Origin of the sequence: Anaerobiospirillum sp. NML120448 (assembly GCF_023050945.1) — a bacterium.
Taxonomy (GTDB): domain Bacteria; phylum Pseudomonadota; class Gammaproteobacteria; order Enterobacterales; family Succinivibrionaceae; genus Anaerobiospirillum.
Map to the genome: position 1 here is coordinate 56915 of NZ_JALKIM010000004.1, position 25398 is coordinate 82312.

A 25398-nucleotide genomic window follows, 5' to 3' on the forward strand; every position below is an offset into this window, starting at 1 on the left:
GTCACTACCACTCTTACATTCATTAAAAGCCTTTAAGGCCTATATTTCATCTGATAGTGTCACTACCCATCTTACAATCTTTAAAAGCTCTTACGGCCTTCCTTTCACCTGTCCGTATCACTACCCATCTTACAATCTTTAAAAGCCCTTAAGTCCTACCTTTCATCTGCCCGTGTCACTCCCCTCTTACAATCTTTAAAAGCCCTTAAGGCCTTCCTTTCACCTGTCCGTATCACTACCCATCTTACAATCTTTAAAAGCTCTTAAGTCCTACCCTTCATCTGTCCGTGTCACTCCCCTCTTACAATCTTTAAAAGCCCTTACGTCCTACCTTTCATCTACCTGTGTCACTCCCCTATTACGATAACTTTACTTGCCACATGAATTATTGATAAATTCATCACTTTGCTAATAAGCACACTTATGCCAATATATGTTTAGGAATTAAATTTTAGGAACTAGCAATATGGACGTAACCATTAAGCATTTACCAAATGAGCAAACTTTTGAGCTCACTATTGATGGTCATAGAGCATTTGTAACTTATGAGATTTATGATGGCGCACTTGATGTCAGAAAGACTCTAGTACCACCACCATTAGGGGGTCAAGGCTTAGCTGGCAAGTTAGTAAAAGCTGCTTATGACTTTGCTCTTGAGCAAAATTTAAAGTGCATTGGCACTTGCTCTTATGCTGTAACCTGGCTTAAGCGCCATCCTGAGTATCAGGGCAATGAGAGCAGCGATTTTGTTGAAGGCGGCTGCGCTATTGGCAAGCATAAGCAATAGAAAAAGAATGGACAAATTACCTAATTTGTCCCTTTTTTCTCTCTTAATCTAATTGACGGTCTGCTTTTAGCTGTACCACTTTAGCACCTGGTGACACATCCTCAATAACCCAGACGTTGCCTCCAATAATAGCGCCCTTGCCAATAGTAATACGACCTAAGATCGAGGCATTAGAGTAAACCACTACATCATCCTCTAAAATTGGGTGGCGAGGAATATTAAGCGGCATGCCCTCACTATCTACAGGTATGCTCTTAGCACCTAAAGTTACACCCTGATAGAGCTTCACATTAGAGCCAATAATACAGGTTTCACCGATAACTACACCTGTGCCATGGTCAATAGAAAAGCTATCGCCAATACGTGCGCCAGGGTGAATGTCGATACCAGTCTCAGAGTGGGCTAACTCAGTAATAGCACGTGGAATTAATGGCACGCCCAAGGTTAAGAGTTTATGAGCCATACGGTAATTGCTAATAGCTCTTACTCCTGGATAACAACAAATAACCTCACCAAAAGAAGTAGCCGCAGGGTCGCCATTAAAGGCTGCTCTTACATCTAAAGCTAACTTTGCTCTTAACTCTGACAAAGAACTTATGTACTGCACTGCTAGTGATTTGGCAATTTCCTTAACCTCATCATCACAGCATAAGCACTGCTGGCCTTGTTCATTGACTAAGGGGCTTAGCACTAAGCTATCTACAGCTTTACTGAGCTCTGCTTTGATAAGCTCGGTATTAGTACCCTTCTTAGAGCTTAAATTAAGACTAGATTGAGAGCTAACAGTAGTTCGAGCATGGTATTCATTATCAGCACTTTGGAAACATAAGGCTGCCGCTATTTGCTCAGTTAACAAATCATAAAGCTGCTCTACTTGCAAACCAATATGATAAGAAACAGTATGTCTGTTGATTTTAGACTTACCAAAATAGCCTGGGAAAATAATAGCTCGTGACAATTTAACAATTTCATTAATCGCACGGGCTGATGGCAATGGGTTGCCTTCTAAATGTTGTTGAAATAAGCCTCTTAAAGAATCCTCAGCTGACAAATCGCTAATCACCTGACTAAGCTTTTTAGAATAATCTACCAACTCTCAATCCTCACTCTTCATATATGTCAGAACCAAAATTAAGCTTTAACTAATCCTAAGTGCTCAAGAGCATTAAAGCAACCTAAGGAGCTAAAAATCGCCCCAAGATTTAACATTGCACCCAAAATAAGCTTATTTATTAACAATATAGGGCATAAACCTTTAACTATGGCTTATTTAGGCCTTAGAAAAGTAATTGTGATCTGCTTCAAAATAATACAAGAAAACTAAATTTGCTAACATTTTTCATGTTAAAGCACATACTGAAAAAAGACATGCTAGGATAAAAAACAAGAAAGCAAGTTTCACTAAGCATTTTCGAGCTTATTTATGAATCCTTATTGTTGTATTTGTTACTTACCGCTCATCACCTCTAACAGTTAAAGTCATATTTACTGCTAAAGGGATTAGAGCATTAGAAAAATTTAGAGGAAATTATGTCTAAGATTGCACAGAGCCTTACTTCTTTAATTGGCCGTACCCCTTTAGTTCAAATCAATACTTTAACTGCCGAGCAAGGAAGTGTGGCTAATGTTATTGCCAAATTAGAATACTTCAACCCAGCTGGCTCAGTAAAAGACAGAGCCGCTCTTTATATGATTGAAGAGGCAGAAAAAGCTGGCGTGCTTAAAAAGGGCGCAACAATTATTGAGCCTACCTCAGGTAATACAGGTGTCGGCCTAGCCATGGTAGCAGCAGTTAAGGGCTATAAACTAATCTTAACTATGCCAGAGACTATGAGTCTTGAGCGTCGTCGCTTGTTACAAGCTCGTGGTGCTAAGTTAGTATTAACCGAAGGTGCTTTAGGTATGAAGGGTGCTATTGCTAAGGCACAAGAGCTCCAAGAGCAAACTCCTAATAGCATTATTTTGCAGCAATTTGAAAACCCTGCTAATCCATTAGCTCACACTAAGACCACTGCTTTAGAGATCTTAGAAGATACCGACAATAAGGTAGATATTTTTGTAGCTGGCGTAGGTACTGGTGGCACTGTTAGTGGTGTAGGTAAGGTCTTAAAAGAAAAATTACCTCAAGTTAAAATTGTCGCTGTTGAGCCTAGTGCCTCTGCTGTTCTTAGCGGTAATAACCCTGGCCCTCACAAGATTCAAGGTATTGGTGCTGGCTTTGTTCCAAAAAATTACAACAGCTCTGTCGTAGACCAAGTTATTCCTGTTAGCAATGAAGATGCCTTTGAGACAGCTCGTCAGTTATCTTATAAAGAAGGTATTTTAGTAGGCATTTCCTCTGGTGCTGCTATGGCGGCAGCCCTATCTTTAGCCAAGCTTCCTGAAAACAAAGGTAAAAACATTGTAGTGTTACTTCCAGATACTGGTGAGCGCTACTTATCTACTGAGCTTTTTAGCTACGAAAATTAATCATTAATTATTACTCTCCCTACCTTATCAGGCCATCACGATCGCTATCGTGATGGCCTTTTAACTTGCGCCTTTTAAAAACTATTGCTCCAAATAGTATTTTCTATAATACTAAGCTAAATCAATGATTATTTTGCTAAAGTTAACAATGAGCTTATAGCAAAAAAAATTTGCTTTGGGTTGTTTTTTGCATGATATTAAACTTGCAAAATTATGATATTTTTACTTTTCGCAATAAATCTTTCATGCTCGTCAAGGCAAGAAAAATTTCCCTGCTAAGGAATGCAAAATCTTAGGCAGACGATCATTAGTTTATATGTAACGTATGCGATTCGTCCCCCGCCTCGCTTAAGCGTAGGTGGTGGCATTCTTGATACTTTATGGTAAAAATGCATATTTAAAAATCTGGCTTTGAACTAATATAAGGTTGCTAGTTAGAGAGTTTGTGGAGCATCACTATGGCACATATTAGACAGATCTTGGCTAATCTTAGTATTAGCGTCTCCGAATTTAAAAAGAACCCTAAAACTGTAGTTAAAGCAGTTAAGAGTGAGCCTATTGCTGTTATTATCAACGATAAGCCTGCTTTTTATTGTGTGCCAGCTGATATTCTTGAGTCTCTTTACTCCAAATTCTATGAAATGAATGAGATTCAAAATATTCAGGAACTCAATAATGATAGTGATGACCCTGTATGTACAGGTGATGACGACAGTTTTGGCGTACATGATATTTTCCAAACTATTGAGGACGAGCAAGCTGCTAAGATGGCCTCTAGCGATGACCTAGTTGATCCTATTAAAAACTCTGTTGCCGACCCACTTGATGAAGAAGTTGCTAACAAACTCAATTGTTCCATAGACAACCACCTATTAGAGAGCAACAATAAAGTTGCCTCTTTAAATGCCCCTAATGCTATGGATCTATCATTTAATGATTTAGGGGAGCAGGATAATATTTCTGGCTTTGATGAGTTTAATGAAATTGACCCTATTAGGGACGATGGGTTCAATGATAACTTACTGGGCAACTTTGATAATAGCGATAAGGTCAATGACGACCTTAACTATGTAAGTTCTTTAACTGATATGGACGACTTACGTAGCCCAGGCATTAAGAGCAAGGATGAAAGCCATAGCGAAGCTACTTTAGCTCATGCTGAAAAAGTCGTAAAACAAGAGCAGGAAAAAGCAAAGGACACCAAAGCTAGTGACACCATCCATACTGACCAAGTGCCTTGCAACCAAGTGCCTAGTGATGTATCCCCTAGTGATGCAAAAGCAAGCAAGTCTAGCAAGGCTAAATTAGCCCCTACTACAGACAACAAGAGCACTAAAGATAGTGGAGCTAAAAAGAGCACTAAAGATGGTGAGCAAGCAAAAGACTTAGCCCAACCTAAAAAAGAGCTCAATATTGTTCAAGGTACTGACCATAAGATTAGTGCTACTTCTACTAATGCTAGCGCTAATTCTAGCGCTAGCTCCAAATCAACTAGTACAAGTGCAAGCGCTAGTGCTAGTGCTAGCCCTAGCTCCAAAACAGCTAGTAGCAAAGCAAGTACCACTAAGAGTGATGAGACTAAATTAAATATTGATGCAGGCTCTCAAATCCAGAGCAATAAGGACAATAGCCAAAGCTCCAATCAAGTTTGTGAAGTTCTAAGTGATGTTAATGCCAACAACAACCAAAGCATGCGCAACCTGGTTAGCGGCCCTCACTCTTTTAGCTTGGAGCATGTAGCTAAAACCTACAGCCCTTATAAGCAAAAGAAACTCTTAGAAAAGCGTCAACAAGAGCTTAAGAAAGAGCAAAAAGCTGAGCATAAAGCCAAGCAAAAAGAACTTAAAAAGCTAGAAAAAGCAGCTAAGTATCTCAAGCTTGACCCTAAGAGCGTACAAGAGGCTGAGAAAAAGAAAGCTAAAGAACAACACTCTAAAGATGCTAAAAAGAGCAAAAAGAGTAAGTTTGTAAAATTAAAACCTGATGATGTTAAGAATGTTTAATTCTTGATAAGAATCTAAACTAAAAGCCAAGCCTCCTAGCTTGGCTTTTTTCTTAGGCTAACAACTAACAACACCCCAGCCAATCCTTATTATTAGCCATCTAAAGGAAATACTAATAGGTAAGCCTCTTAGTTAGTAAGCACACCCGAGCCAAAGTAATACCAATAAGCCTTACCATCAGATTGCCTTTTTGGGATAAACAAGCACCATTAATCCCGATATGTCCTACCCCATCCCATATTGCCTCTAACAAGTATTAAGTGAGGTCAGGTGCAACAATGTTTGCACTTAAGCGAGTATGCGAGCGGGCGAGCTTGCAAGCAAACCAGAGAGTGAGTGAGTGTACGAGCAAGAGAGCGGGCGCTATAAGCTTTTAAGACAGAAAGCTTGGAGCCATGTAAGCTTTGAGTCAGGCTTTGGCTTATGTGCTGGTAAGGTAAGGGAGAGAAAAGATAAGAGCTATTAAGATAGCATTTAGTTAAATGGCGGAAAGAGGGGGATTTGAACCCCCGATACCCCGAAAGGTATGCCGCATTTCGAGTGCGGTGCATTCAACCGCTCTGCCATCTTTCCGTGCGTTCTATTATAGGAAAAAACCATTGCAAAGCAAGTCTTTAGGCTAAAAAAGAAAGGATGCTAAAAAGCATCCTTTCCTTTAGGAATTTAATCCATTTTAATTAGCAAGCTTAGAGCTTACTTATTTTCAGAGCCTTGATCTTGCTGCTCTTTAGTAGCGTCAGCCTTAGCAGCATCCTGGGCAGGAGCGGCCTCTACAGCAGGCGCAGCTTCCTTAGCAGCCTCTGGAGCTTGAGCTGGAGCGGACTCTACCTCTTGCTTGTCAGATTGCTCTTGGCTAGGCTCATTGCTTGAGGCTTGAGCGTTAGCAGGAGCGTTAGCTTCTGCCTTGGCATCGGCCTTAGCGTCGGTAGTTGGCTCTTCGTCATCTACTGGAGCGTTAACCATAGCCTCGTTTTGAGTACGTGAGGTGGTACCAAATACCTGTGAGCGCATTTGTGAATCATTTAAGCTAGGATCAATGCTTGAACCAGCAACGATTTGAGATAAAGCACGCTCTTGCATAGCCACTGCTACATAGCGGTTAGCTAAGTCACGAATACCCTGTAAGAAGCCTAAGTACATTTCAGCAGAGTGAATAGAAACGTGCTGAGAGCTAATGATATTAACTAAATCAATTTGTGAACGGTCAATATCACGGTTTAACTTCTTAGCATGCTTTACCATGGCCTCAACATTAGCTGCTGTAGGCTCAGCGGCCATCTTATGTAAGTCCTTAGAAAGCATGTGTAGACGGGCATTAATGTCCATTAAGCTTGACTGCATCTCACCTTGGAAAATGGTGTGACGGTTAGCTACGTGGGTTACAGCACGCTCTACCATATATCTAATAGCCTTAGATGCCTCTCTCATATTGGAGAAAGTAAGATAGAAGAAGTGCTTAGCATCATTGGTAACTTTACTATCTGTAGTAGCGCTGGTGCTATTAGCTAAAGAATAGTACTCAGAACGTACCTTAGAGATATCGTACTCAATGTTAGATGCCTTGTTAAAGTCACGACGTAACTTAAACTCATTGTCGTTAAAGAAGTTCTCTAAAGCACGATCAACTACCTCAACTTGAGCATCAAAGTATACAGGTACAGCCTTAGCAATGGAGTCGAGTACCTTCTTATTGTCGTCCTTAGCTTCAATAACAGAAACAGTAGTCTCAGAGGCCTTCTCCTTTGTGAAGTTAGTACGAATGATCACAGTGATCACGATAAACATCACAATGAAGATAGCAGCATAACCAAAGTTAAAGAATACTAAGCAAACTACAGCACTAGCAGCAAAAGCTGACATAGCGGTTAAGAACCAACCAGCAATAACGGTGATCACACCAGAAATACGGTAAACCGCACTTTCACGAGACCAAGCACCATCAGCAAATGAAGTACCCATGGCCACCATGAAGGTTACATAGGTGGTTGATAATGGAAGCTTTAAAGTGGTTGCAGAGGCAATCAAAATAGAAGCTAATACTAAGTTTACAGAAGCACGTACATAGTCAAAAGGAAGTGGAGCTTCACCTTTTACTACCGCAGGCTTGATATAGCGAGAGCCAATAAATGCTAATAAGAAAGTAGGTAAAAAGTTCTTAAAAGCACGGGAGATACCTAAACCAAAACGAGTTACTACACGGCCTGGAGTAGAGGCACCAAACTGCTCATGCTCACCATGAGTGGAGCTTGAAAGGTTAATAGAGGTTTGAATTACACGGTGAGCCTTTTTAGAGGTCCATAAAGTAACCACCATGATAAGACCAGCCAATGCCAAGAAGATGGTATTGGTATGAGTATTATCATTTAAGATCTCCATATTGATAGAGTGAGGCTCTGGAGAACCTAAATTTAACCAATACATAGCTGAATCTAAAGCAGCTAAAGGAACACCAACGAAGTTAACTAAGTCATTACCTGCAAAAGAGAAGGCAAGAGCAAAGGTACCAGCTAAGATAATTACTTTGAAGACATTAAACTTAATTAATACCAAGATTTGACCTAACACAGTTAGACCAATGAATAATGACCATAAAATGGTGCTGGTATGTTGATTAATGAACTCAATGTACTCAGGCTTCATGAATGAAGCGCCCTTGGCACCCTTCATTACCAAGAAGTAGAAAATTGCGGTAATAGAGAAACCGAAGAACACACCGCCTAAATACTTATAAGTATTTTGGAAGCGGAAAGTAAAGAGAACACGTAAAATAAACTGTACAAGAGCGCCAGAGAAGAAGGCTACTACTACAGAAACCAAGATGGCTGAAACAATGGTAGCAGCTCTATCGGTCTTAATGTAGTCAAAGATCTCAGCGTATGACAAACCATCCATGCTTAACTTATAAGCACTAGCCATTACAGCAGCACCTAATAATTCAAACACAATGGATACAGTAGTCGATGTTGGTAAACCTAAAGAGTTAAAGGTATTTAACAACAAGACATCAGTCATCATTACAGCACAGAAGATCAGCATGACATCGTAGAAGGAGAAGAGGCTAGGCTCAAACATACCACTACGAGCCACTTCCATCATGCCAGATGAGAAGGTAGCACCAATAAGTACACCTAAGGAAGCTACAACAAGGACAACCTGCAGCGGAGCAATACGACAACCAACAGCAGAATTAAGGAAGTTTACGGCATCATTGGATACACCTACGAACAAGTCAATACATGCTAATAGGAGTAAAAAGCCAACGAGCACCAAGAAAATTGTTTCAATCATAAAATGATTCACTTTAAAAAGGCGCTAAATATTAGCCTTTGCTAAATAAAGCCTTCAGTAAATTATCAATTTAGCAGCGCTTACTAACAGTATTAGCAACTTATTGGAGATAAGTTTTCAAAGCATAGCTAACTAAATAAACAGACATACCAAAGTGATGCCTTATTACAGCTTAGGAGCATATTAGGCAATTTTACGCATTCTAAAGAAAGTTCAATCTAAAACTCTTAGCCTTAAGATTTTCAGAAAGGTTTTCTAAAGACCTGTAATAGAGAAAATCTTAACACAGGCAAAAAAGTTGCTGCAAAGATTAGCAAGCGATTGTTAAGTTTTTGTTAAGAATATTTATGCTTTGTTAAGTGATATTTTTTTAAGGCGCTTAGCAAAAACAGCCCTCATAAATGTTAATGATTTTTTAATTTTCTTGGTTTAATTTCCTTTAAAACTACTGTTAAACGCCCGCACCTACGGCACTTTTGAAAATTGCATTCATAAATTTGTTCGCTTCATTAATGGTATGTAAGTTAGCAAATTACCATCTGCTGGCAATTTTTTAATCTAGTGCCTTTATTCCTATTTATCTCACAAGCATTATTAAAAACTTGTCTCTTTGTTATGAAAAATAAAAAGCAGAATAAATGCCCCTAAAATTCCTTAAAAACTACTCTCTAGCAATCCCAAAAAGCGCATAGTTAGCCCTTTGTTTTAAGACCAAATTAATGAGCTAGGTTGGCATTTTTGCAATTAGTATTAGAAGAACTAATATTAGTATTAGCCCTCTTTACCAATTTAAAGACTTTTACACAAAATTTAATATTAACAACTTTATGTTTACACACTGGAAAATATTTAAAGTTTTATAGAGATCAAATTTTTAAAACTTACAATTTGTTCTTATGACCAAATTCCAGTAGCACACAGCATTTTTGCTTTATTACACTTTTAGTACTTAATAAGATTGTTTGACAGTACACAGGTTTTTGCCTAAAGTATATCCAGGCTTTAGACCCTTAAATTTCAAAAAAGGCTAATTTAGGCTATTTTTCTGGCTCTTAAGCTACCTAAAAAACAGCTATCTTTCATTTTCATCTAATTAAGGCATTACTTTAACCGTAAGCGAATAATCCTTGCTAACAACGCTGCTCTTAAAATCATGCTATTGGCTGCAAATTAAAGTTAGTTGTTTTAAAAAAATTTTAATTTCAATTTAATTTAGGTCATAAGTTTTTGTGCTCCAATAGCACGGCTTAACCTAAACACCACCAGCTTTTGTGCATGAATATTTAAAATACATGCTTTGTTAACAACTATTAAAAGCTGGCACTTTTACCCTTGTGAATAAGTACTACTATATGTTTGTCTGACCTGACAAAGATGCAGCCTGCTGTTAGCTCTTTGTCGTTGCTATTTAATACAGATTCAGATCTATAAGTTGCCTATAATCAAGATAAATGTAGCCTTGGACAGTAATAGCAACTATATGACAAATATTGGTGGCACTGTGCACAACAGCTTTATGCTGTGTAGTACAGGAGATTTTGATGATTACAGCTTGCCAACTCTACGATGACAACAGCCTCTCCATTGTTAAAGTAACAGCTGGAGATGCCTTACCCTCTGATGTAATTTGGCTTGACGTTCATCAACCCACCCAAGAAGAAAGTGATTGGTTAGAAAAACTATTCGTTGAGGATGTTCCAGACGAAGACGAGATGGATGACTTAGAGTCTTCCTCCCGTTTTAGAATTGGAGCTGACGGCGTTCATATTCTCTCATTATTCCCACAACGCTCTGCTAATGACACCCGTGGTGTGAATATGTCTTTTATTATGCGCAAGAACCTCCTAATCTCATTTAGAGAGGATGACATTTCTATTGTTCGTTTATTGCGCTATCAAATCCGCTTTGGCAAAGCAGATATCCGTTCAGCCTTAGATATTTTGCTGCAATTACAAGATTTAAAAGTTGATCAACTATCTGACTTAATCGAAGATGCTTATGGCGTTTTGGATGAGACTGCAGATCAAATTTTATCTGATGAGAGCGTAGAAGATACCTTAAGAGAGCTAGTACGCCAAGAGGAATTAAATGGTCAAATCTTGCAAGCACTTTACGATACTCGCCGTGCCTTGCGCTTTATTAAAAAGTCCTTTGAAACTACTTTAGATGATAAGCAAGAACGTAGTATTGATGAGGTTTTAAACGATATTGAATCCATTTTGCCTCACACTCAGTTCTTATCTAATAAGATTAACTTCCAGCTAGAGGCCTCTATGGGCTATACCAACCATAAACAGAATAAGATTATTAAGATCTTCTCTGTGGCTGCTGTAGTGTTCATGCCTCCAACTTGGATTGCTAGCTTATATGGTATGAACTTTGAGCACATGCCTGAGCTTAAATGGGAATATGGCTACCCACTTTCTATCTTATTGATGTTCGTTTCAGCCGCTTTAACCTACCTATTCTTCCGTAAGAAAGGTTGGCTCTAGCAAAGCTAAAAACCATAACTTTGCAAAGCACCAGCACCATAGCGCCCCTATTTCTACTTTAGACGGCCTATGGTGCTTTTCATTAAGAATCACCCATCCCCCATTACCCGTTAAAAGCAGCTTACCTTTAGAGCGTCTCTGCTTAACACCAAGCAACACAAAGCAAAGCAAACAACATCGCAACGCAAGCTAACCCCAGCATATAGTTTAGTATCAATGCATTATATCTATTTCTTTTCACCAAATACTTTAAATAGATATGACAATAATTTTGCCGCTATGGCTTTATTTATAAGTAGCCATTACTTAAGCCCAAATTAAAAGCAACTTTTACCGTTAATGACATTGCGTATTATGCGTGGTCAAGAATCGTTTAAATACGCCATTTGTGCGAATTTTAGTAACATCTAAGCATAGTCTAAGCTTGATTATTTATACTGTTGGCTCAAATCTTGAATTTAAGCTAACAAAAAGAATCTGAGTACGAGCTTTTTTCTAAGTTAATATCATTTATCTTGGTTGCTATTGAGCCAATAAATCCGATATTTACAGTATTTAAGCCAGCTTAAATTATTAGAATAAAGCTCTTTTCTTTATAGCTTTACTATGAGGTTTTTTGCTATAAACTGGCAGATTCAATAAAAATGTTAGTAAAAAGTTTTAAAGTTAATTTTTTGCCTTTTTGGCAAAATTTTTTAACAAAAAAGCTCTTATAAATGGGCTAAAGATCAATTTTTATTAACCGTTAATCTAGTAAAGCGCTTATGTTTTTGAACATAAGTTTAGTACTCAATTTTCTAGCATCAGCTAGACATGTGCGAATTTTTAGGAGTGCAAAATGGCATCTGGTATTACTTCCGCTGGTTCCGCTTCAGGCATGGACTTTGAGTCCATTATTGCTGCGTCGGTTCAAGCTAAAAAGGCCTCAATTGGCAAAACTCTTAACACCCGTAAAGAAGAGAACAACATTGCTATCTCTGGTGTGGGCAAGTTAAAGAGTGCTTTAGAGGCATTCCAAAAGTCTATTAAGGCTTTAACTGAAGACAATGGCTTTAATACTCGTAAGGTAACTACTGACTTACCAACCGAGAATCCATACTTCTCTGTATCCACCAAGGATGACGCCACCAACGGCTCATACGATATTGCTGTAACTCAAATTGCAAAGAACGAGAAGCTCTCTCAAGAGTTCGATTCTAATGCTAAGTTTGAAAAGGGTAAGCTTACCATTACTTTACCTCCAGTAAAGAATGAAGACGGCTCCACTACCCCACGTGAGTTCACTATTGATATCGCTGATGATGACAACATTGCTTCTATTCGTAAGAAGATCAATAACAATGACTTTGGCGTAACTGCAACTACCGTTCAATTAGGTAACGGTAAGACCAAGCTCGTAATTGACTCTGGCATGTCAGGTGACGAAGGCAACATCAAGATGAAGTTTGATGGTGCTACAGGTGGTAACAGCGACAAATTTAATGTTGATTCTGATAGCAACCCTTCAGCTAAAGGCTGGACTGTAGAGCAAGGTCAGAATGCTAAGATCACTGTAGACGGTCAGGAACTTACCTCTCAGAGCAATGAGTTCCGTGATGTGATCTCTGGTATTACTATCAACGTAAATCGTCTCTCTAAGGACGATGGCAAGGGTGGTTTTGAGACTAACAACGTTCAAATTTCAGCTGACGTAGACAAGGTTACTGAAAAGATGAACGCATTCGTTAACGCTTATAACACCTTAATGAGCACCATGGATGGCTTATACAAGCACAACACCTATACCGATGGTCAAAACAACTATGACGGTGGTGAGCTTGCTGGTGACTCCATGTTACGTGGTTTAACCTCTCAAATTCAAAACATGATGTCATCCGTACAGGGTAACAAGAGTGGCTTAGATATTTACTCTGTGGGTATTAAGATCGCTAACGATGGCACCATGTCCTTAGACTCCACCAAGTTTAAGGAGAACATTAACGATAACTTCAACGCCTTAGTTAACTTATTCTCTGGCGATGACGGTGTCTTAACTGAGCTTAACAAGACTGTTGATGAGTACACCAAGAGCAACGGTATCTTATCTTCACGTGAAGATGAGTTAAATGCTAAGAAGAAGAACTATGAGGCTGAAGAGTCTCGCAATGCTGTCTATCTTGAGGAGTACGAGGCTAACTTACGTCAGCGTTATGCTCGCTTAGATAATACTATTGCAGGCTACAATAGCTCTCTCAACTACTTAATGTCTGCCTTAGGTTAATCTAAACACTGGTTATAAATCTTTAAGATTTGTAACCTAGCACTAGATTCGCACAATTATTCCGCCCTAAAGCTTTTATCAAAGGCTTTAGGGCTATTTCATTATTGTCTCCCCTAAAACCCCCACTCATATTTAACTCAATCAATCTCTTACCATCATCACTACTGTTTCCCCCTCATTAACTATCGCCTGCTGCTTTACTAGCTTTTACTGACTAAATCCTAAAAGCATGACCGCTCTATCTTGACCAGCTAATTTAGCAAGCTAACCCCACTCTTAACACAAACCATCTGAAAAAATACACAATAAAGATCAGTAAGTTAAAGGTAAGGTCTATAGCTTCGACAGATAGGCATTACCTTATTGGACTGTCTATTCTTAGCAATTAGCCAAGATTACATCAACAATCGACAGCTGCACACATAAGCGTATTGTAGCGATTGGAACAAACGCAGCTTTGTGCAGCTGAGTGCCTTTGAAAGCATCTCATATGAGCATTAATAAACCTTAAGCATTCTGAGCACAAATAAAAGGAGAAAAGCTACAGTTAAGCGATGAGCAGTCATTCATAGTGTATACATAGCGTAGAGGAGTTAAGCACAGTGCAGCTTAGCTTAGCGCAGTAAAGCAAAGCAAAGCTTAACGCAGCGGAGTGGACTGGAGTGAAGTGAAGTGAAGTGAAGCTTAACGCAGTGGACTGAACGCAGCCAGCGCAGTGGAGCTGAGCGACAGCAGCACAGCTAAGTGCTGCTTAGCAGAGCTGAGCGCAGCCAGCGCAGTGGAACGCAGTGGAGCTGAGCTGTGCGCAGCGCAGCTGTGCGCAGCGGAGTGTGAGGGCATAAAAAAAGAAGCTTACCGCTGTGGGGCGGCAAACTTCCTTTTTAGGCACTATAATGAGGGCCTAAGATAAATTGTATTGGGACTATCGATTATAAAGAATCGCAGCAACCTAATTGCTTCATAGCCTCTAATACACGGTCAACCATGGTCTCTTGACCCTTACGTAACCATACGCGTGGATCGTAGTACTTCTTGTTAGGAGCATCTGGACCAGTTGGGTTGCCTAATTGACCCTGTAAGTAGTCCTTGTTGGTCTCGTAGTACTCCTTGATGCCCTTCCAGCAAGCCCACTGAGTATCGGTGTCGATGTTCATCTTGATTACACCGTAAGATACGGACTCAGCGATCTCAGCCTCAGTAGAACCAGAACCACCGTGGAATACTAAGTCTAATGGCTTCTTGCTCTCAGTGTTGAACTTCTCAGCAACATACTTCTGAGAATCACGTAAGATGGTTGGGGTTAACTTTACGTTACCTGGCTTGTAAACACCGTGTACGTTACCGAAAGAAGCAGCAATAGTGAAGTTTGGAGAAATCTTAATTAACTGCTCGTAAGCATATGCTACGTCTTGTGGCTGGGTGTATAAAGCAGACTCATCCTTATCGGAGTTATCAACGCCGTCTTCCTCACCACCGGTGCAGCCAAGCTCAAGCTCTAAGGTCATGCCCATCTTGGACATACGCTCTAAGTACTTGCAGCAGGTAGCTACGTTGTCCTCTAAGGACTCCTCAGAAAGGTCTAACATGTGGGAGGAGAATAATGGCTTGCCATTCTTAGCAAAGTAATCCTCACCAGCGTCTAATAAACCATCAACCCATGGTAATAACTTCTTAGCACAGTGGTCAGTGTGAAGAACAACTGGAACACCGTACTCTTTAGCAACGTTGTGAACGTGTAAAGCACCAGAAACTGCACCTAAGATTGCATTGCCTTGAGGACGATCAATCTTTAAGCCCTTACCAGCAATGAAAGAAGCACCACCATTAGAGAACTGAATGATAACAGCAGAACGAGCCTTAGCAGCAGCCTCTAAAACAGCATTGATAGAATCGGTACCAACGCAGTTAACAGCAGGGAAAGCATAACCATTCTCTTTTGCTACAGCGAATAACTTACGGAGGTCATCACCTACTAACACACCTGGCTGTACAACATCTAAAATCTTAGTCATTTACTTTAATCCTAAATAAGGCGTTAAAAGAACGCTCTATATTATATACGATTTAAAGATAAAAATTCTTTAAATAGGCACAGTGCACACACTCACTATTTTATGCTATTTAAAGCCTTTTCCGTTATTGCGATCAAAAGCCCGCAATGATGCACACAAAACATCTAGTTGTATTTTAGCACGCATCTTGCGAGCTGGCGGTAATTTAACAAGTACAAGCTTGGAAAAAAAACCGCCTTTTTCAGGTGCTTAATTATTCAGCAGCACGCTTCTCTAAGATCTCAACAGCTGGTAACTTCTTGCCCTCTAAGAACTCTAAGAAAGCACCACCAGCGGTAGAGATATAAGTGATCTTATCCTTGATGCCGAACTTCTCAATAGCGGCAATAGTGTCACCACCACCAGCTGCGGAGAATGCGCCAGACTCAACAATAGCCTTAGCCATCTGCTCGGTACCCTTAGCGAATTGATCGAACTCGAATACGCCAATTGGGCCGTTCCAAATAATGGTCTTAGCATTCTTGATGGCTTCGCAAATGTTGGCAACAGACTTAGGGCCTAAGTCGAAAATCATGTCGTCATCAGCAACGTCAGCTAAATCCTTAACAGTAGCTGGGGTAGCAGCGTCAAACTCCTTACCAACAACTACGTCCTCAAACTTAGGAATAGAGGTCTGAGCAGCTAACTCCTTAGCCTTCTCAATTAAGTCAACCTCACATAAGGACTTACCAACCTTGTGGCCTTCAGCAGCAATGAAGGTATTAGCAATACCACCACCTACAACTAAGTGGTCAGCAACCTTTAATAAGGACTCTAAAACTGGTAACTTGGTAGAAACCTTAGAACCACCAACGATAGCTAACATTGGGCGAACTGGGTTCTCGAAAGCCTTGGCTAAGGAATCTAACTCTTTCTCAACTAAAAGACCAGCACAAGCCTCTGGAGCGTACTGAGCAACACCATAAGTAGTGCCTTGAGCACGGTGAGCAGTACCGAAAGCGTCCATTACGAATACGTCGCAAAGAGCAGCATACTTCTTAGCTAAAGTCTCGTCGTTCTTCTTCTCGCCCTTGTTGAAACGGCAGTTCTCAAGAACAACAACTTCACCCTCGTTAACCTCTACGCCATCGAGGTAATCCTTAACAAGGCGAACTGGGCAATCTAAAAGCTCATTCATAACCTCAACAACAGGCTTTAAGGAGAACTCCTCAGCATACTCGCCCTCAGTTGGACGACCTAAGTGAGAAGTAACCATAACCTTGGCACCCTTTTGAAGAGCTAACTTAATGGTAGGTAAAGAGCTCTCAATACGTACGGTGGAGGTAACCTTGCCGTCCTTTACTGGAACGTTTAAATCAGCACGGATAAATACACGCTTGCCCTGAAGGTCGAGGTCGGCCATCTTCTTGATTGCTGCCATAATGATTATTCCTCAAAATAAAATATTGTGTTCGACGCTACTACCATTAACTATCAATTATGGTTAATGGTAAGAGATCAACGTACCTAGCTAAAACTTAGTGAATAGTCTAGGTCTTCTGCGGTTAAGTTATAGCTTGTACTATAGTCTGCCACACACAGAAATGAAAAACTGATTGCCCTTATTTAGATCAGGAAAAAACAGCTGCTTTTAGAGAATTGATACCAAACTATTATATCTAGTAGATAGCTAAATATATTAGCAATCTTAAGCTTTGGCATCGCTCTTTTGCGTGCATATTATAGCACATTTTTCTCAATTCTATAGGCTCACCAATACTGGACAAAGTCAGTAAACAACTATATTAGATCTAGTTTTATACTATTTAATCAAAAGTTAATCTTAAGCTAATAAGTGGCCGTTTTAGGTTGGTGTTTTAGCTGACAAACAAAAGGCCAAACATCTTAGATATTTGGCCCTGTAATTATTTAATAAGCAATAGCAATTGAGTTCCAAGCCTGTCTTAAATGGTATTGGGTAGACAGAGCTATATGCTTGTAATCCTCTGTAGGATCGAAATTTAGTAACTTAGACTTACGTTTTAGAATATAACTTGCTCGATCTATATACTCTAAAGTCTTAATGGACTGACTATTATTAACTAAAGAACGAGATAATTCTTTAAACTTGTCAGCACTTAAGCCCTCTTCACTAGCTAATAGCTCGTTATAAGTATTTAAGAATGGTTCAAACCACATCTTAATATTAAACTCTAAATACATGTTAGAGCACTCAGTAACAATGAGCATGCTCAAATCACGCAAATCAGGATCCTGACATAAGGAGCGATGAAACAACTTAGTCTTTTCTGGAATGCGGAACTTCTTATGATTGCAAGCAAAATCAATGATTTCACTAACAATAAAGCCTAAATCCTTAAGATGCTCTTGAGTGCCTAATAAGTTAGCTAAGCCTACGGCAACATTAAAAGCATCAGTAATCACATATGAGGTTTGGTTATAAAGCTCAATGGTTGGATTAGTTGTGCGCTTATAGCAGTTTAAAGCATCTTTAAAGGCCTCTAAATCAACACGAGTGCCTTTTGAGACTGATAATAATACTTTATCGCTCTTAGAGGTAGGAAGAGAAATATCAGGATTGTCCTGAGCAAAAGCCTTAAGAATAACAGCACGACGAAGCTTTGATAGTGGCTCCATAGCAATTAAGCCACCCTCTTTTAGAGGCATAGAGCTAATAAGCTGCTCTTGGCTTTGATTAATCATGACATCATGGCTACCAGACTGACAATTTTCAAAGCCAGTGTAATCAAGATCAGAAGCTACACAATAACGACCATGTTGACCTAAGGTAATGGACTTATATTTATCAGGCTCTTTCTCTGCAAATACAGTTGGAGCACCAGAGACTAGTAATAAGAGCTCATTGATTAAAGTGCAAAATTCAAAACGAATATCATCCAAATCAATAATACGCTTATTGAGGTTATCCTTTAAAAAGTCCTCATCTATGCTCTTAATCTCGAACTCAACTTCGCTAATTTCGCTAACGCACTTGCCAGAAGCTATACTGCCAACATCTACAGCTACTTCAAAATTAATAAAGTATGGAAAAGTAAAGACAAGGCTTTGACGCTCAAAATTTGTCTGATACTTACATAATAAGTCTTTACCAGCTAAAACTTGATCAATACCCTCAGGTAATTGGCCTGGCTCAAATAAAGATAAATCAGGCTTTTCTAAGTCTTGCTCACTTCTAGCATTAAACTCAGCATGAGTATGGGCAGCGCTAGACATAACACTCTTAGACTTAAACTTAATAGTTTGCTCCACTCCCTTAAACTTATCAGAGCGGCGAAGTCTTAAGCCCATGCGATATTCTTTAAAAAGCTCATCATCCTTAGTATCAAAGTAATCATTAGACAAGCTTTCACGACGTAACTTAGAAATATCAGCTTTAAATTCCTCAATAGAGTGCTTGGCGGCATACTCTTGTGGTAATGCATGATATGCGAGCAATATCATCTCATTGAACTTAGTACATAAGTCGGCCATGAAAGTATCAGCATATTGCTTATTTAAAGCATACTTATACTCACACTCAATATTGCTTAGAAAATCTACCTTTGCATTCATAGCCACCTCAAAATTAATGAGCTAATAATAATATATCACTAAATACTAACAACCGAATTATTGTGGGCAATAGCACATAATAAGCATGAAGCTCTCTATCAAAGTTCAGAGCAATACTGCCAAAATAGCAAAGATTCAACCTTCCTGCAATCTCTATAAAACTGGCTATAAAAGCAATTTCTTAAAAAATTTAAATAATTATAGATATAAACTTATTAGCTATAAATGCCGTTTATTTGCTTTTATGCGTAAGTTACACCATTTTTCCTATACAAGATTATCAATTTTCTGTTAATAGCTTTCCGTTGCAGGCCTTTTTACAAAATTTAGAATCTCATCATATTATTGTGCACTTGTATGATCTCTTTTGGGAGATATTTTTAGAAGGGCCCATTATTTTGCTTAACTAAGCAAGTCATATTAATGGCAGAAATTAAGAATTAAGGGCAGCAACTTAAGTTGTTGTTAAACAAAAAAGTCCCTAACTAGCAAACTAATTAGGGACTTTTTAAAGGTGGCAGACCTTTTAAAGTCTGCACAGGCCATTATCTAAAACTTGACTATTAGAATAAGCTCTTTGCTACAGCAACAGCATTCTCAACAGTGAAGCCGTACTTCTTGAATAACTCACCAGCAGGAGCAGAAGCACCGTAGTGATCTAAGCCTAATACCTTACCATCTAAGCCAACATACTTGTACCAAGTGGTGGTTGCGCCAGCTTCAATAGCAACACGAGCACGAACAGCGCTAGGTAATACCTGCTCCTTGTACTCTGGGCATTGACGATCGAATACTTCGCAGCAAGGCATGGATACTACACGTACCTTCTTGCCCTCTGAGGCTAATTGCTCAGCAGCGTGGAAAGCTAAGGCAACTTCAGAACCAGTAGCGATGTAGATTAAATCTGGGGTGCCCTCACAATCCTTGAGGATATAACCACCCTTAGCAATAGCAGCTACCTGCTCATCAGTACGTGGCATTTGCTCTAGGTTCTGACGGCTTAATACTACATCAGATGGGCCGCACTTACGCTCAATCATATGAGTCCAAGCTACAGCAGTTTCTACTTGGTCACATGGTCTCCAAGTGTCTAAGTTTGGAACTAAGCGTAAAGATGGGGTTTGCTCGATTGGCTCGTGGGTAGGGCCGTCCTCACCAACACCGATAGAATCGTGAGTAAATACGAATAATGTTGGGATCTTCATAAGAGCAGACATACGAATAGCATTACGTGCATACTCAGAAAAGATTAAGAAAGTACCGCCATATGGACGGAAGCCACCATGTAACATCATACCGTTCATAGCAGCACACATTAAGAACTCACGTACGCCCCAGTGTACATAGTTACCATGAATAGCATGAGGTAATAAGGACTTAGAAGCCTTATTCATAGTGAGGTTAGATGGAGCTAAGTCAGCAGAGCCGCCAGCTAACTCTGGTAATAAAGCACCAAAGAAGTCTAAAGCGTTTTGGCCAGCCTTACGGGTAGCGATAGAAACTGGGTTAGCTTGTAAATCCTTAGCCCAAGCAGCAGCCTTAGCAGCTAAGTCACATGGTAACTCACCGCTCATACGACGCTTGAACTCAGAGGCTAACTCTGGGTACTTAGCTTGGTATTGATCAAATAAAGCATTCCACTCTTGCTCAAGCTTAGCGCCAGACTCAACAGCAGACCACTGAGCATAAATCTCCTCAGGAATAAAGAAAGGCTCGTACTCCCAGCCAATAGCCTTACGAGTTAAAGCAATCTCATCAACGCCTAATGGAGCGCCGTGAGAAGACTCCTTACCTTCCTTGTTTGGAGAGCCCTTACCAATCTTGGTGTGGCAGATAATGATAGAAGGACGGCTCTTTTCATCTTGAGCAGCCTTAATAGCCTTACGTAAAGCCTCACCATCGTGGCCGTCAACCTCTTGAACGTGCCAGTGGTAAGACTCAAAGCGCTTAGCAGTATCATCAGCAAACCAGTTCTTTACTTCACCATCGATAGAAATACCGTTGGAATCGTAAAGAGCAATTAACTTACCTAAGCCTAAGGTACCAGCAAAAGAGCAAGCCTCATGAGAAATGCCTTCCATTAAGCAACCATCACCCATGAATACATAAGTGTAGTGGTCAACAATGTTCATACCATCACGGTTGAACTCAGAGGCTAACATTTGCTCAGCCATGGCAAAGCCAACAGCATTAGCTAAACCTTGACCTAAAGGACCAGTAGTAGTCTCAACGCCTGGTACATCACCATACTCTGGGTGACCTGGGGTCTTAGAACCTAATTGACGGAAATTCTTGAGATCTTCAATGCTTAAATCATAGCCAGTTAAGTGTAATAAAGAGTAGATAAGCATTGAGGCGTGGCCATTTGATAAGACAAAACGGTCACGGTTAGCCCAATGTGGGTTCTTTGGATTGTGGTGTAAGAAACCACGCCATAAGGCTTCTGCCATATCAGCCATGCCAAGTGGAGCACCTGGGTGGCCAGAGTTGGCCTTTTGAACACCGTCCATGCTTAAAGCACGAATCGCATTAGCTAGTTGCTGATATTGTGACATGTTAACTCCTAGGATGAACAAATGTACTGTGGCTTAGAAAATTAAACCAAAATCAACATAGAAAACTAAAACAAAAAACCATTGTTAAACAATGATTAATAGTCAGCATAGGAACAGCTATAAAACTCTAACTACACTGACAGCTCTTGTCTTTAGTAGCCAAACCTTAAAAAGACTTAGCTAGCTTAGAGATTTTTAGCAAAAAGACAAGCTTGACTAAACAAAGATTTTAATTAAATGCCTATTAATATAAAAAACGCTGTGTTTTCTTAGCATTTAATTAAGTTCTTTGCTCTCGTTTTACACAAAATAACTCACCCCTTAAAAAAATGTCTTACGACTAGGGGTGAGTTGCTAAGCCCTATGTAAATAGGGCTTGCATCTTAACCTTAAGCGTTGAGCTCATGGCTAAGCATTAAACCTATAAAGGCTATGAGTGTGGCGCAACCTTTGATTGTGCTCACTCATTAAAAAATATCCTGGCCATTAACTAAAATAGTTGGGAAGCCATCTTTTTGTACAAACTCAATAGAGCCATATGACTTGCCATCCTTGATGGTAAAGCCCTTAATTACATCCTGATCATAAATAAAGTTAGGATCTGCAATTAAATCAGCCTGAGCATCAAGACTAAAGTTAATTTTACCTTGTGGTAAGGAGAAAAATAGATTGAAGTCCTCACCCTTAGGGAAAGCTAAAGAGCCATTAAAATCAATCTTAATGTCCTTAGCTTGAGGATCAGTGTACTCATCTGGACGAACAAAAGAAGCTACTGAATAATTAGAGCCCTTGTTAGCACTTAACTCTAGACCATTTTCTTTAATCATATGTACGAAAGTTTCAAGAATGTCTTCGCTATTAAATAGCTTTATATTAAGACCATTTAACTTACCTGAAACATCTACATACTTGTAGCTATCAAAGCTATCTGCCTTAAAGGCATAATCTAAAGAGAAGTTACCGCTCTTGGTTGGACGAGAGCTCTTAAGCTTTAATAAGACATTTTCAATAGCAGCCAAAGTTGGGTAAGCAACATCATAAGCAGAACCTAGGGACATTTCAGTACGTCCTGTATTAGCAATGTTTAAAATACCCTGACTTTCGCTATAAACATTTAAGTTATTAAAGCCAACTCCTGCCTTATGGTAGCTATCAACATAAACAGAGGAGTGGACATTTTCGTCGCTATCTACCACAATATTGATAGAGGCATTACCTACGCTCTTATAGCCTACCTGCTCTTTTAATTTAGCAAACTCTTGTTCAGCTAAAGATGCTAACTTAGCCTCATCCTTAGCCTGATCATTGATCACAGCCATTTCTTGCATCTTCTTTAATGCAGCTAAGTTCTCATCCATAGTTAATGAAGTGTCGTACTTGTAAGTAACAGTAGGCACTGGATCAGGCACTAAATCATCTAAAGCAATATCGTAGTTAGGATCAACTGCTAACTCCTGTACTACTTCTGGAACAGCCTCTTGAGCAAGCTCTTGCTCTGGTGCAGCCTCCTGTACTGGCTCTACAGCCTGAACATGAGCATGAGCATGATCCTCAAGCTTGGTAATTTCGCTCTCATCAAGCTCTCTAATTTCAATGCCAGAATCATCGTTTGAAGCTACGCTATTTTCAAGGTCTTGAGCAGGCTCTTGAGATGGCTCTTGATCCTGGGCCTGAGCTTGTGCTTGGGCCTCGACCTCAGCTGCTGCACCCATGGTGTCCATATCAGCGGTCACTGGGGTGTTCTTAATAGTCTCAACAGAATCAATTTCTTGTTGGTCGCTAGCTTGCTGCTCACTTAAGTTGTCCATAGCAAGTACTTGAGCTTCCATGGCCTCAGCATGGGAGGCAACATCAGCTTGCTCAGCAGCTAGGGCTGCTGGAGCAGCAGCGGCTGCTGGGGCAGCTGCCTGGGCTTGGGCGGCGGCTTGGGCCTTGGCTTTGGCGCGGCTTGATTCTAAGGTTACGTTAAGAGCGTCTTTTTTGGCTTTTTCTAAGGCTTTGGCAGCCTCTGCATCTTGCTTGGCTTTAGCAATCTTGGCTCTTTGAAGGGCTTGCTCTGCTTTTTCTTTTTGGAAAAGATCAAAGGCTAGAGCATGAGCTTTAGCCTCAAGAGCTTGGGAATTATTTAAGAAAGAAATATTAGAGGTGAAGTTTAACTGGCCAGAGATTAAGCTTACCTTACCGTAAGCTTCAAGCTTAGTTAAATCATTAAGCTCAAAGTATTTAAGGGCATTTTCTTGGTTTACTTTGGAGTTTACTAAATCAAGATCAATGCTATAGCTTGCATAACCAGCACCAATAGTCATAGGAAGCTTAAAGCTATCCTCACCATCAGTAACAACTAAGGTAACATCGTGACTAAACAAACCAGCTTTTGGCTCATAAAATTCTACTGAAATGGTACCTGGTTCAGCTTGAACGCTTTGAGTAACAAAATGCTCAATACCTAAACGAGCCTTTTCTAAAGTAGATGAATAGTTAGCAAAACTAACAGCATAACCGCCTGCTAACACTACAATGGCCGCTGCTGCAGCTCCGATAGTAGCAATGCGCTTCTTGTTTAATTCCATGGTGTTCCCCTAGGGCTTAAGAAATCATTAATGCAAAACTTTAAATACTTTCCTTACCAAGACAATCATTACTACCTAATTTGTGCCAATTTCTTAAATACGCACACTAGGTGGATGTTAAGTCGCTACTATTAGCTTATTTAAATAAGATTAACTCTAGGCTAATAAAAGGTGACTACTTATCTGACATTGGGGAGAGGGATGGTTTATAAACATTAACAATCTATAACAATCTGTCTCCCCAATGTCAGAGACAGTATAAAGAAAGCCACTAAATTGTAGCTTAATTGCCAAAAAAAGCCGATCTAAAGATCGGCCTTTTTAGACATAGATTGATATTTTTTAAGCTTTAGAGCTTGGTATTAACCAAATACCTTACGATAGTCAGCCTGGAACTTCTCGATGCCCTGGTCAGTTAATGGGTGACGGGTCATCTGCTCAATTACATTGTATGGAACAGTAGCAATGTCAGCACCAGCAAGGGCACAATCCATGATGTGAATTGGGTTGCGTACAGAAGCGGCAATGATTTGAGCGTCAATGTCACCTACAGCAAAGATATCAGAAATCTGACGGATTAAGTCGATACCTGGCATGGAGATATCGTCTAAACGACCTAAGAATGGAGATACGTAAGTTGCGCCAGCACGAGCAGCTAATAAAGCTTGGTTAGCAGAGAAGATCAAGGTTAAGTTAGTCTTAATGCCTTCAACTTTACACATATGGCAAGCCTTTAAGCCCTCAACAGTCATAGGGATCTTAACTACCATATTTGGGTGAATAGCGGCGATCTCACGAGCCTCTTTCATCATAGTAGGAGCATCTAAAGTAGTTGGCTTAACTTCACCGCTGATAGGACCATCAACAATAGAAGCAATCTCTTTGATAACTTCATTAAAATCACGGCCAGACTTTGCAATTAAGCTTGGGTTAGTGGTAACGCCACAAATAACACCCATATCATTAGCTTTACGGATATCTTCTACATTTGCAGTATCAATGAAAAAACGCATGACATCTCCCATTATTTCATCAATTTAAAAACCTATAACTTAAGTTATAAGGTTTATTAAAAATATAATTTAAATTATTTGCTCTAGTAAATCTTAATAACTACTAACCATAAATTACTAGAGTACAGCTAACATCACAATACGTGTCATTGTTTAGCATACGCCTGTCTATTTAGTTAAGAGCAGGCCTAATTAAAAATCTGTTCAGACAACCACGTAGCTAACTTGATAGCTTTTATCTGTTTGGCTGATAAAAGCATCTTAAACCATTAATTGATAAAAACCCTCAATAATATCTTAGTTACGTGAGCTAGATCGCTTTTTTTCTTATTTTGTGCACGAACACGGAGAAAAATCCCTAAAATTCATAGGCACA

13 protein-coding genes and 1 tRNA gene are annotated in these 25398 nt (G+C 39.7%); 5 read left to right on the plus strand and 9 right to left on the minus strand.

Annotated features, from left to right (window positions below; translation table 11 throughout):
• Positions 1-466: 466 nt before the first annotated feature.
• On the plus strand, positions 467-787 hold the full coding sequence (locus MXE38_RS01515) for a GNAT family N-acetyltransferase (RefSeq protein WP_246910381.1): 321 nt from the start codon (positions 467-469) through the stop codon (positions 785-787).
• Positions 788-830: 43 nt separating this feature from the next.
• Here MXE38_RS01515 and MXE38_RS01520 read toward each other — a convergent pair whose 3' ends face one another.
• Entirely contained in the window at positions 831-1880 is a 1050-nt protein-coding gene (locus MXE38_RS01520; protein ID WP_246910383.1) for a hypothetical protein, read from the minus strand.
• A 437-nt stretch (positions 1881-2317) separates the two neighbouring features.
• Here MXE38_RS01520 and cysK point away from each other — a divergent pair, with 437 nt between their 5' ends.
• Positions 2318-3256 carry a cysteine synthase A gene (cysK, locus tag MXE38_RS01525; protein WP_246910385.1) on the plus strand — a complete coding sequence of 313 codons (939 nt, stop codon included), beginning with the start codon at positions 2318-2320 and terminating at the stop codon, positions 3254-3256.
• 458 nt (positions 3257-3714) lie between these two features.
• Positions 3715-5259 (plus strand): hypothetical protein, encoded by a 1545-nt coding sequence (locus MXE38_RS01530; protein WP_246910387.1) that lies wholly within the window; start codon positions 3715-3717, stop codon positions 5257-5259.
• 483 nt (positions 5260-5742) lie between these two features.
• Here the strand turns inward: MXE38_RS01530 and MXE38_RS01535 are convergent.
• A tRNA-Ser gene (locus MXE38_RS01535) sits at positions 5743-5832 on the minus strand.
• A gap of 120 nt (positions 5833-5952) precedes the next feature.
• Positions 5953-8547: an inorganic phosphate transporter gene (locus MXE38_RS01540; RefSeq protein WP_246910389.1), complete on the minus strand. Its 2595-nt coding sequence runs from the start codon at positions 8545-8547 to the stop codon at positions 5953-5955.
• Positions 8548-10088: 1541 nt separating this feature from the next.
• Here MXE38_RS01540 and corA point away from each other — a divergent pair.
• Both corA and fliD read left to right on the plus strand, forming a co-directional pair.
• Positions 10089-11039, plus strand: coding sequence for a magnesium/cobalt transporter CorA (gene corA / locus MXE38_RS01545; protein ID WP_246910391.1), 951 nt, complete (start codon positions 10089-10091; stop codon positions 11037-11039).
• Positions 11040-11877: 838 nt separating this feature from the next.
• On the plus strand, positions 11878-13299 hold the full coding sequence (gene fliD / locus MXE38_RS01550; protein WP_246910393.1) for a flagellar filament capping protein FliD: 1422 nt from the start codon (positions 11878-11880) through the stop codon (positions 13297-13299).
• A 929-nt stretch (positions 13300-14228) separates the two neighbouring features.
• Here the strand turns inward: fliD and fbaA are convergent.
• From fbaA to fsa, 6 genes are all read right to left on the minus strand, one after another.
• Positions 14229-15311, minus strand: a complete 1083-nt coding sequence (fbaA, locus tag MXE38_RS01555) for a class II fructose-bisphosphate aldolase (RefSeq protein WP_246910396.1) — start codon at positions 15309-15311, stop codon at positions 14229-14231.
• A gap of 253 nt (positions 15312-15564) precedes the next feature.
• On the minus strand, positions 15565-16731 hold the full coding sequence (locus tag MXE38_RS01560; protein ID WP_246910399.1) for a phosphoglycerate kinase: 1167 nt from the start codon (positions 16729-16731) through the stop codon (positions 15565-15567).
• Between the two features lie 488 nt (positions 16732-17219).
• A complete protein-coding gene (locus tag MXE38_RS01565) occupies positions 17220-18884 on the minus strand; it encodes a CYTH domain-containing protein (protein ID WP_246910403.1) in 1665 nt (554 codons plus the stop codon).
• 563 nt (positions 18885-19447) lie between these two features.
• Positions 19448-21439: a transketolase gene (tkt, locus tag MXE38_RS01570; RefSeq protein ID WP_246910406.1), complete on the minus strand. Its 1992-nt coding sequence runs from the start codon at positions 21437-21439 to the stop codon at positions 19448-19450.
• A 467-nt stretch (positions 21440-21906) separates the two neighbouring features.
• Positions 21907-24009 (minus strand): hypothetical protein, encoded by a 2103-nt coding sequence (locus tag MXE38_RS01575; protein WP_246910408.1) that lies wholly within the window; start codon positions 24007-24009, stop codon positions 21907-21909.
• Positions 24010-24371: 362 nt separating this feature from the next.
• On the minus strand, positions 24372-25022 hold the full coding sequence (fsa, locus tag MXE38_RS01580; RefSeq protein ID WP_246910411.1) for a fructose-6-phosphate aldolase: 651 nt from the start codon (positions 25020-25022) through the stop codon (positions 24372-24374).
• Between the last annotated feature and the right edge of the window lie 376 nt (positions 25023-25398).

Bases quoted from the DNA above. Each gene is read 5' to 3' on its own strand.
- MXE38_RS01515 (WP_246910381.1), top strand. From the start codon at position 467: ATGGACGTAACCATTAAGCATTTACCAAATGAGCAAACTTTTGAGCTC.
- cysK (WP_246910385.1), top strand. From the start codon at position 2,318: ATGTCTAAGATTGCACAGAGCCTTACTTCTTTAATTGGCCGTACCCCT.
- MXE38_RS01530 (WP_246910387.1), top strand. From the start codon at position 3,715: ATGGCACATATTAGACAGATCTTGGCTAATCTTAGTATTAGCGTCTCC.
- MXE38_RS01540 (WP_246910389.1), bottom strand. From the start codon at position 8,547: ATGATTGAAACAATTTTCTTGGTGCTCGTTGGCTTTTTACTCCTATTA.
- corA (WP_246910391.1), top strand. From the start codon at position 10,089: ATGATTACAGCTTGCCAACTCTACGATGACAACAGCCTCTCCATTGTT.
- fliD (WP_246910393.1), top strand. From the start codon at position 11,878: ATGGCATCTGGTATTACTTCCGCTGGTTCCGCTTCAGGCATGGACTTT.
- fbaA (WP_246910396.1), bottom strand. From the start codon at position 15,311: ATGACTAAGATTTTAGATGTTGTACAGCCAGGTGTGTTAGTAGGTGAT.
- MXE38_RS01560 (WP_246910399.1), bottom strand. From the start codon at position 16,731: ATGGCAGCAATCAAGAAGATGGCCGACCTCGACCTTCAGGGCAAGCGT.
- MXE38_RS01565 (WP_246910403.1), bottom strand. From the start codon at position 18,884: ATGAATGCAAAGGTAGATTTTCTAAGCAATATTGAGTGTGAGTATAAG.
- tkt (WP_246910406.1), bottom strand. From the start codon at position 21,439: ATGTCACAATATCAGCAACTAGCTAATGCGATTCGTGCTTTAAGCATG.
- MXE38_RS01575 (WP_246910408.1), bottom strand. From the start codon at position 24,009: ATGGAATTAAACAAGAAGCGCATTGCTACTATCGGAGCTGCAGCAGCG.
- fsa (WP_246910411.1), bottom strand. From the start codon at position 25,022: ATGCGTTTTTTCATTGATACTGCAAATGTAGAAGATATCCGTAAAGCT.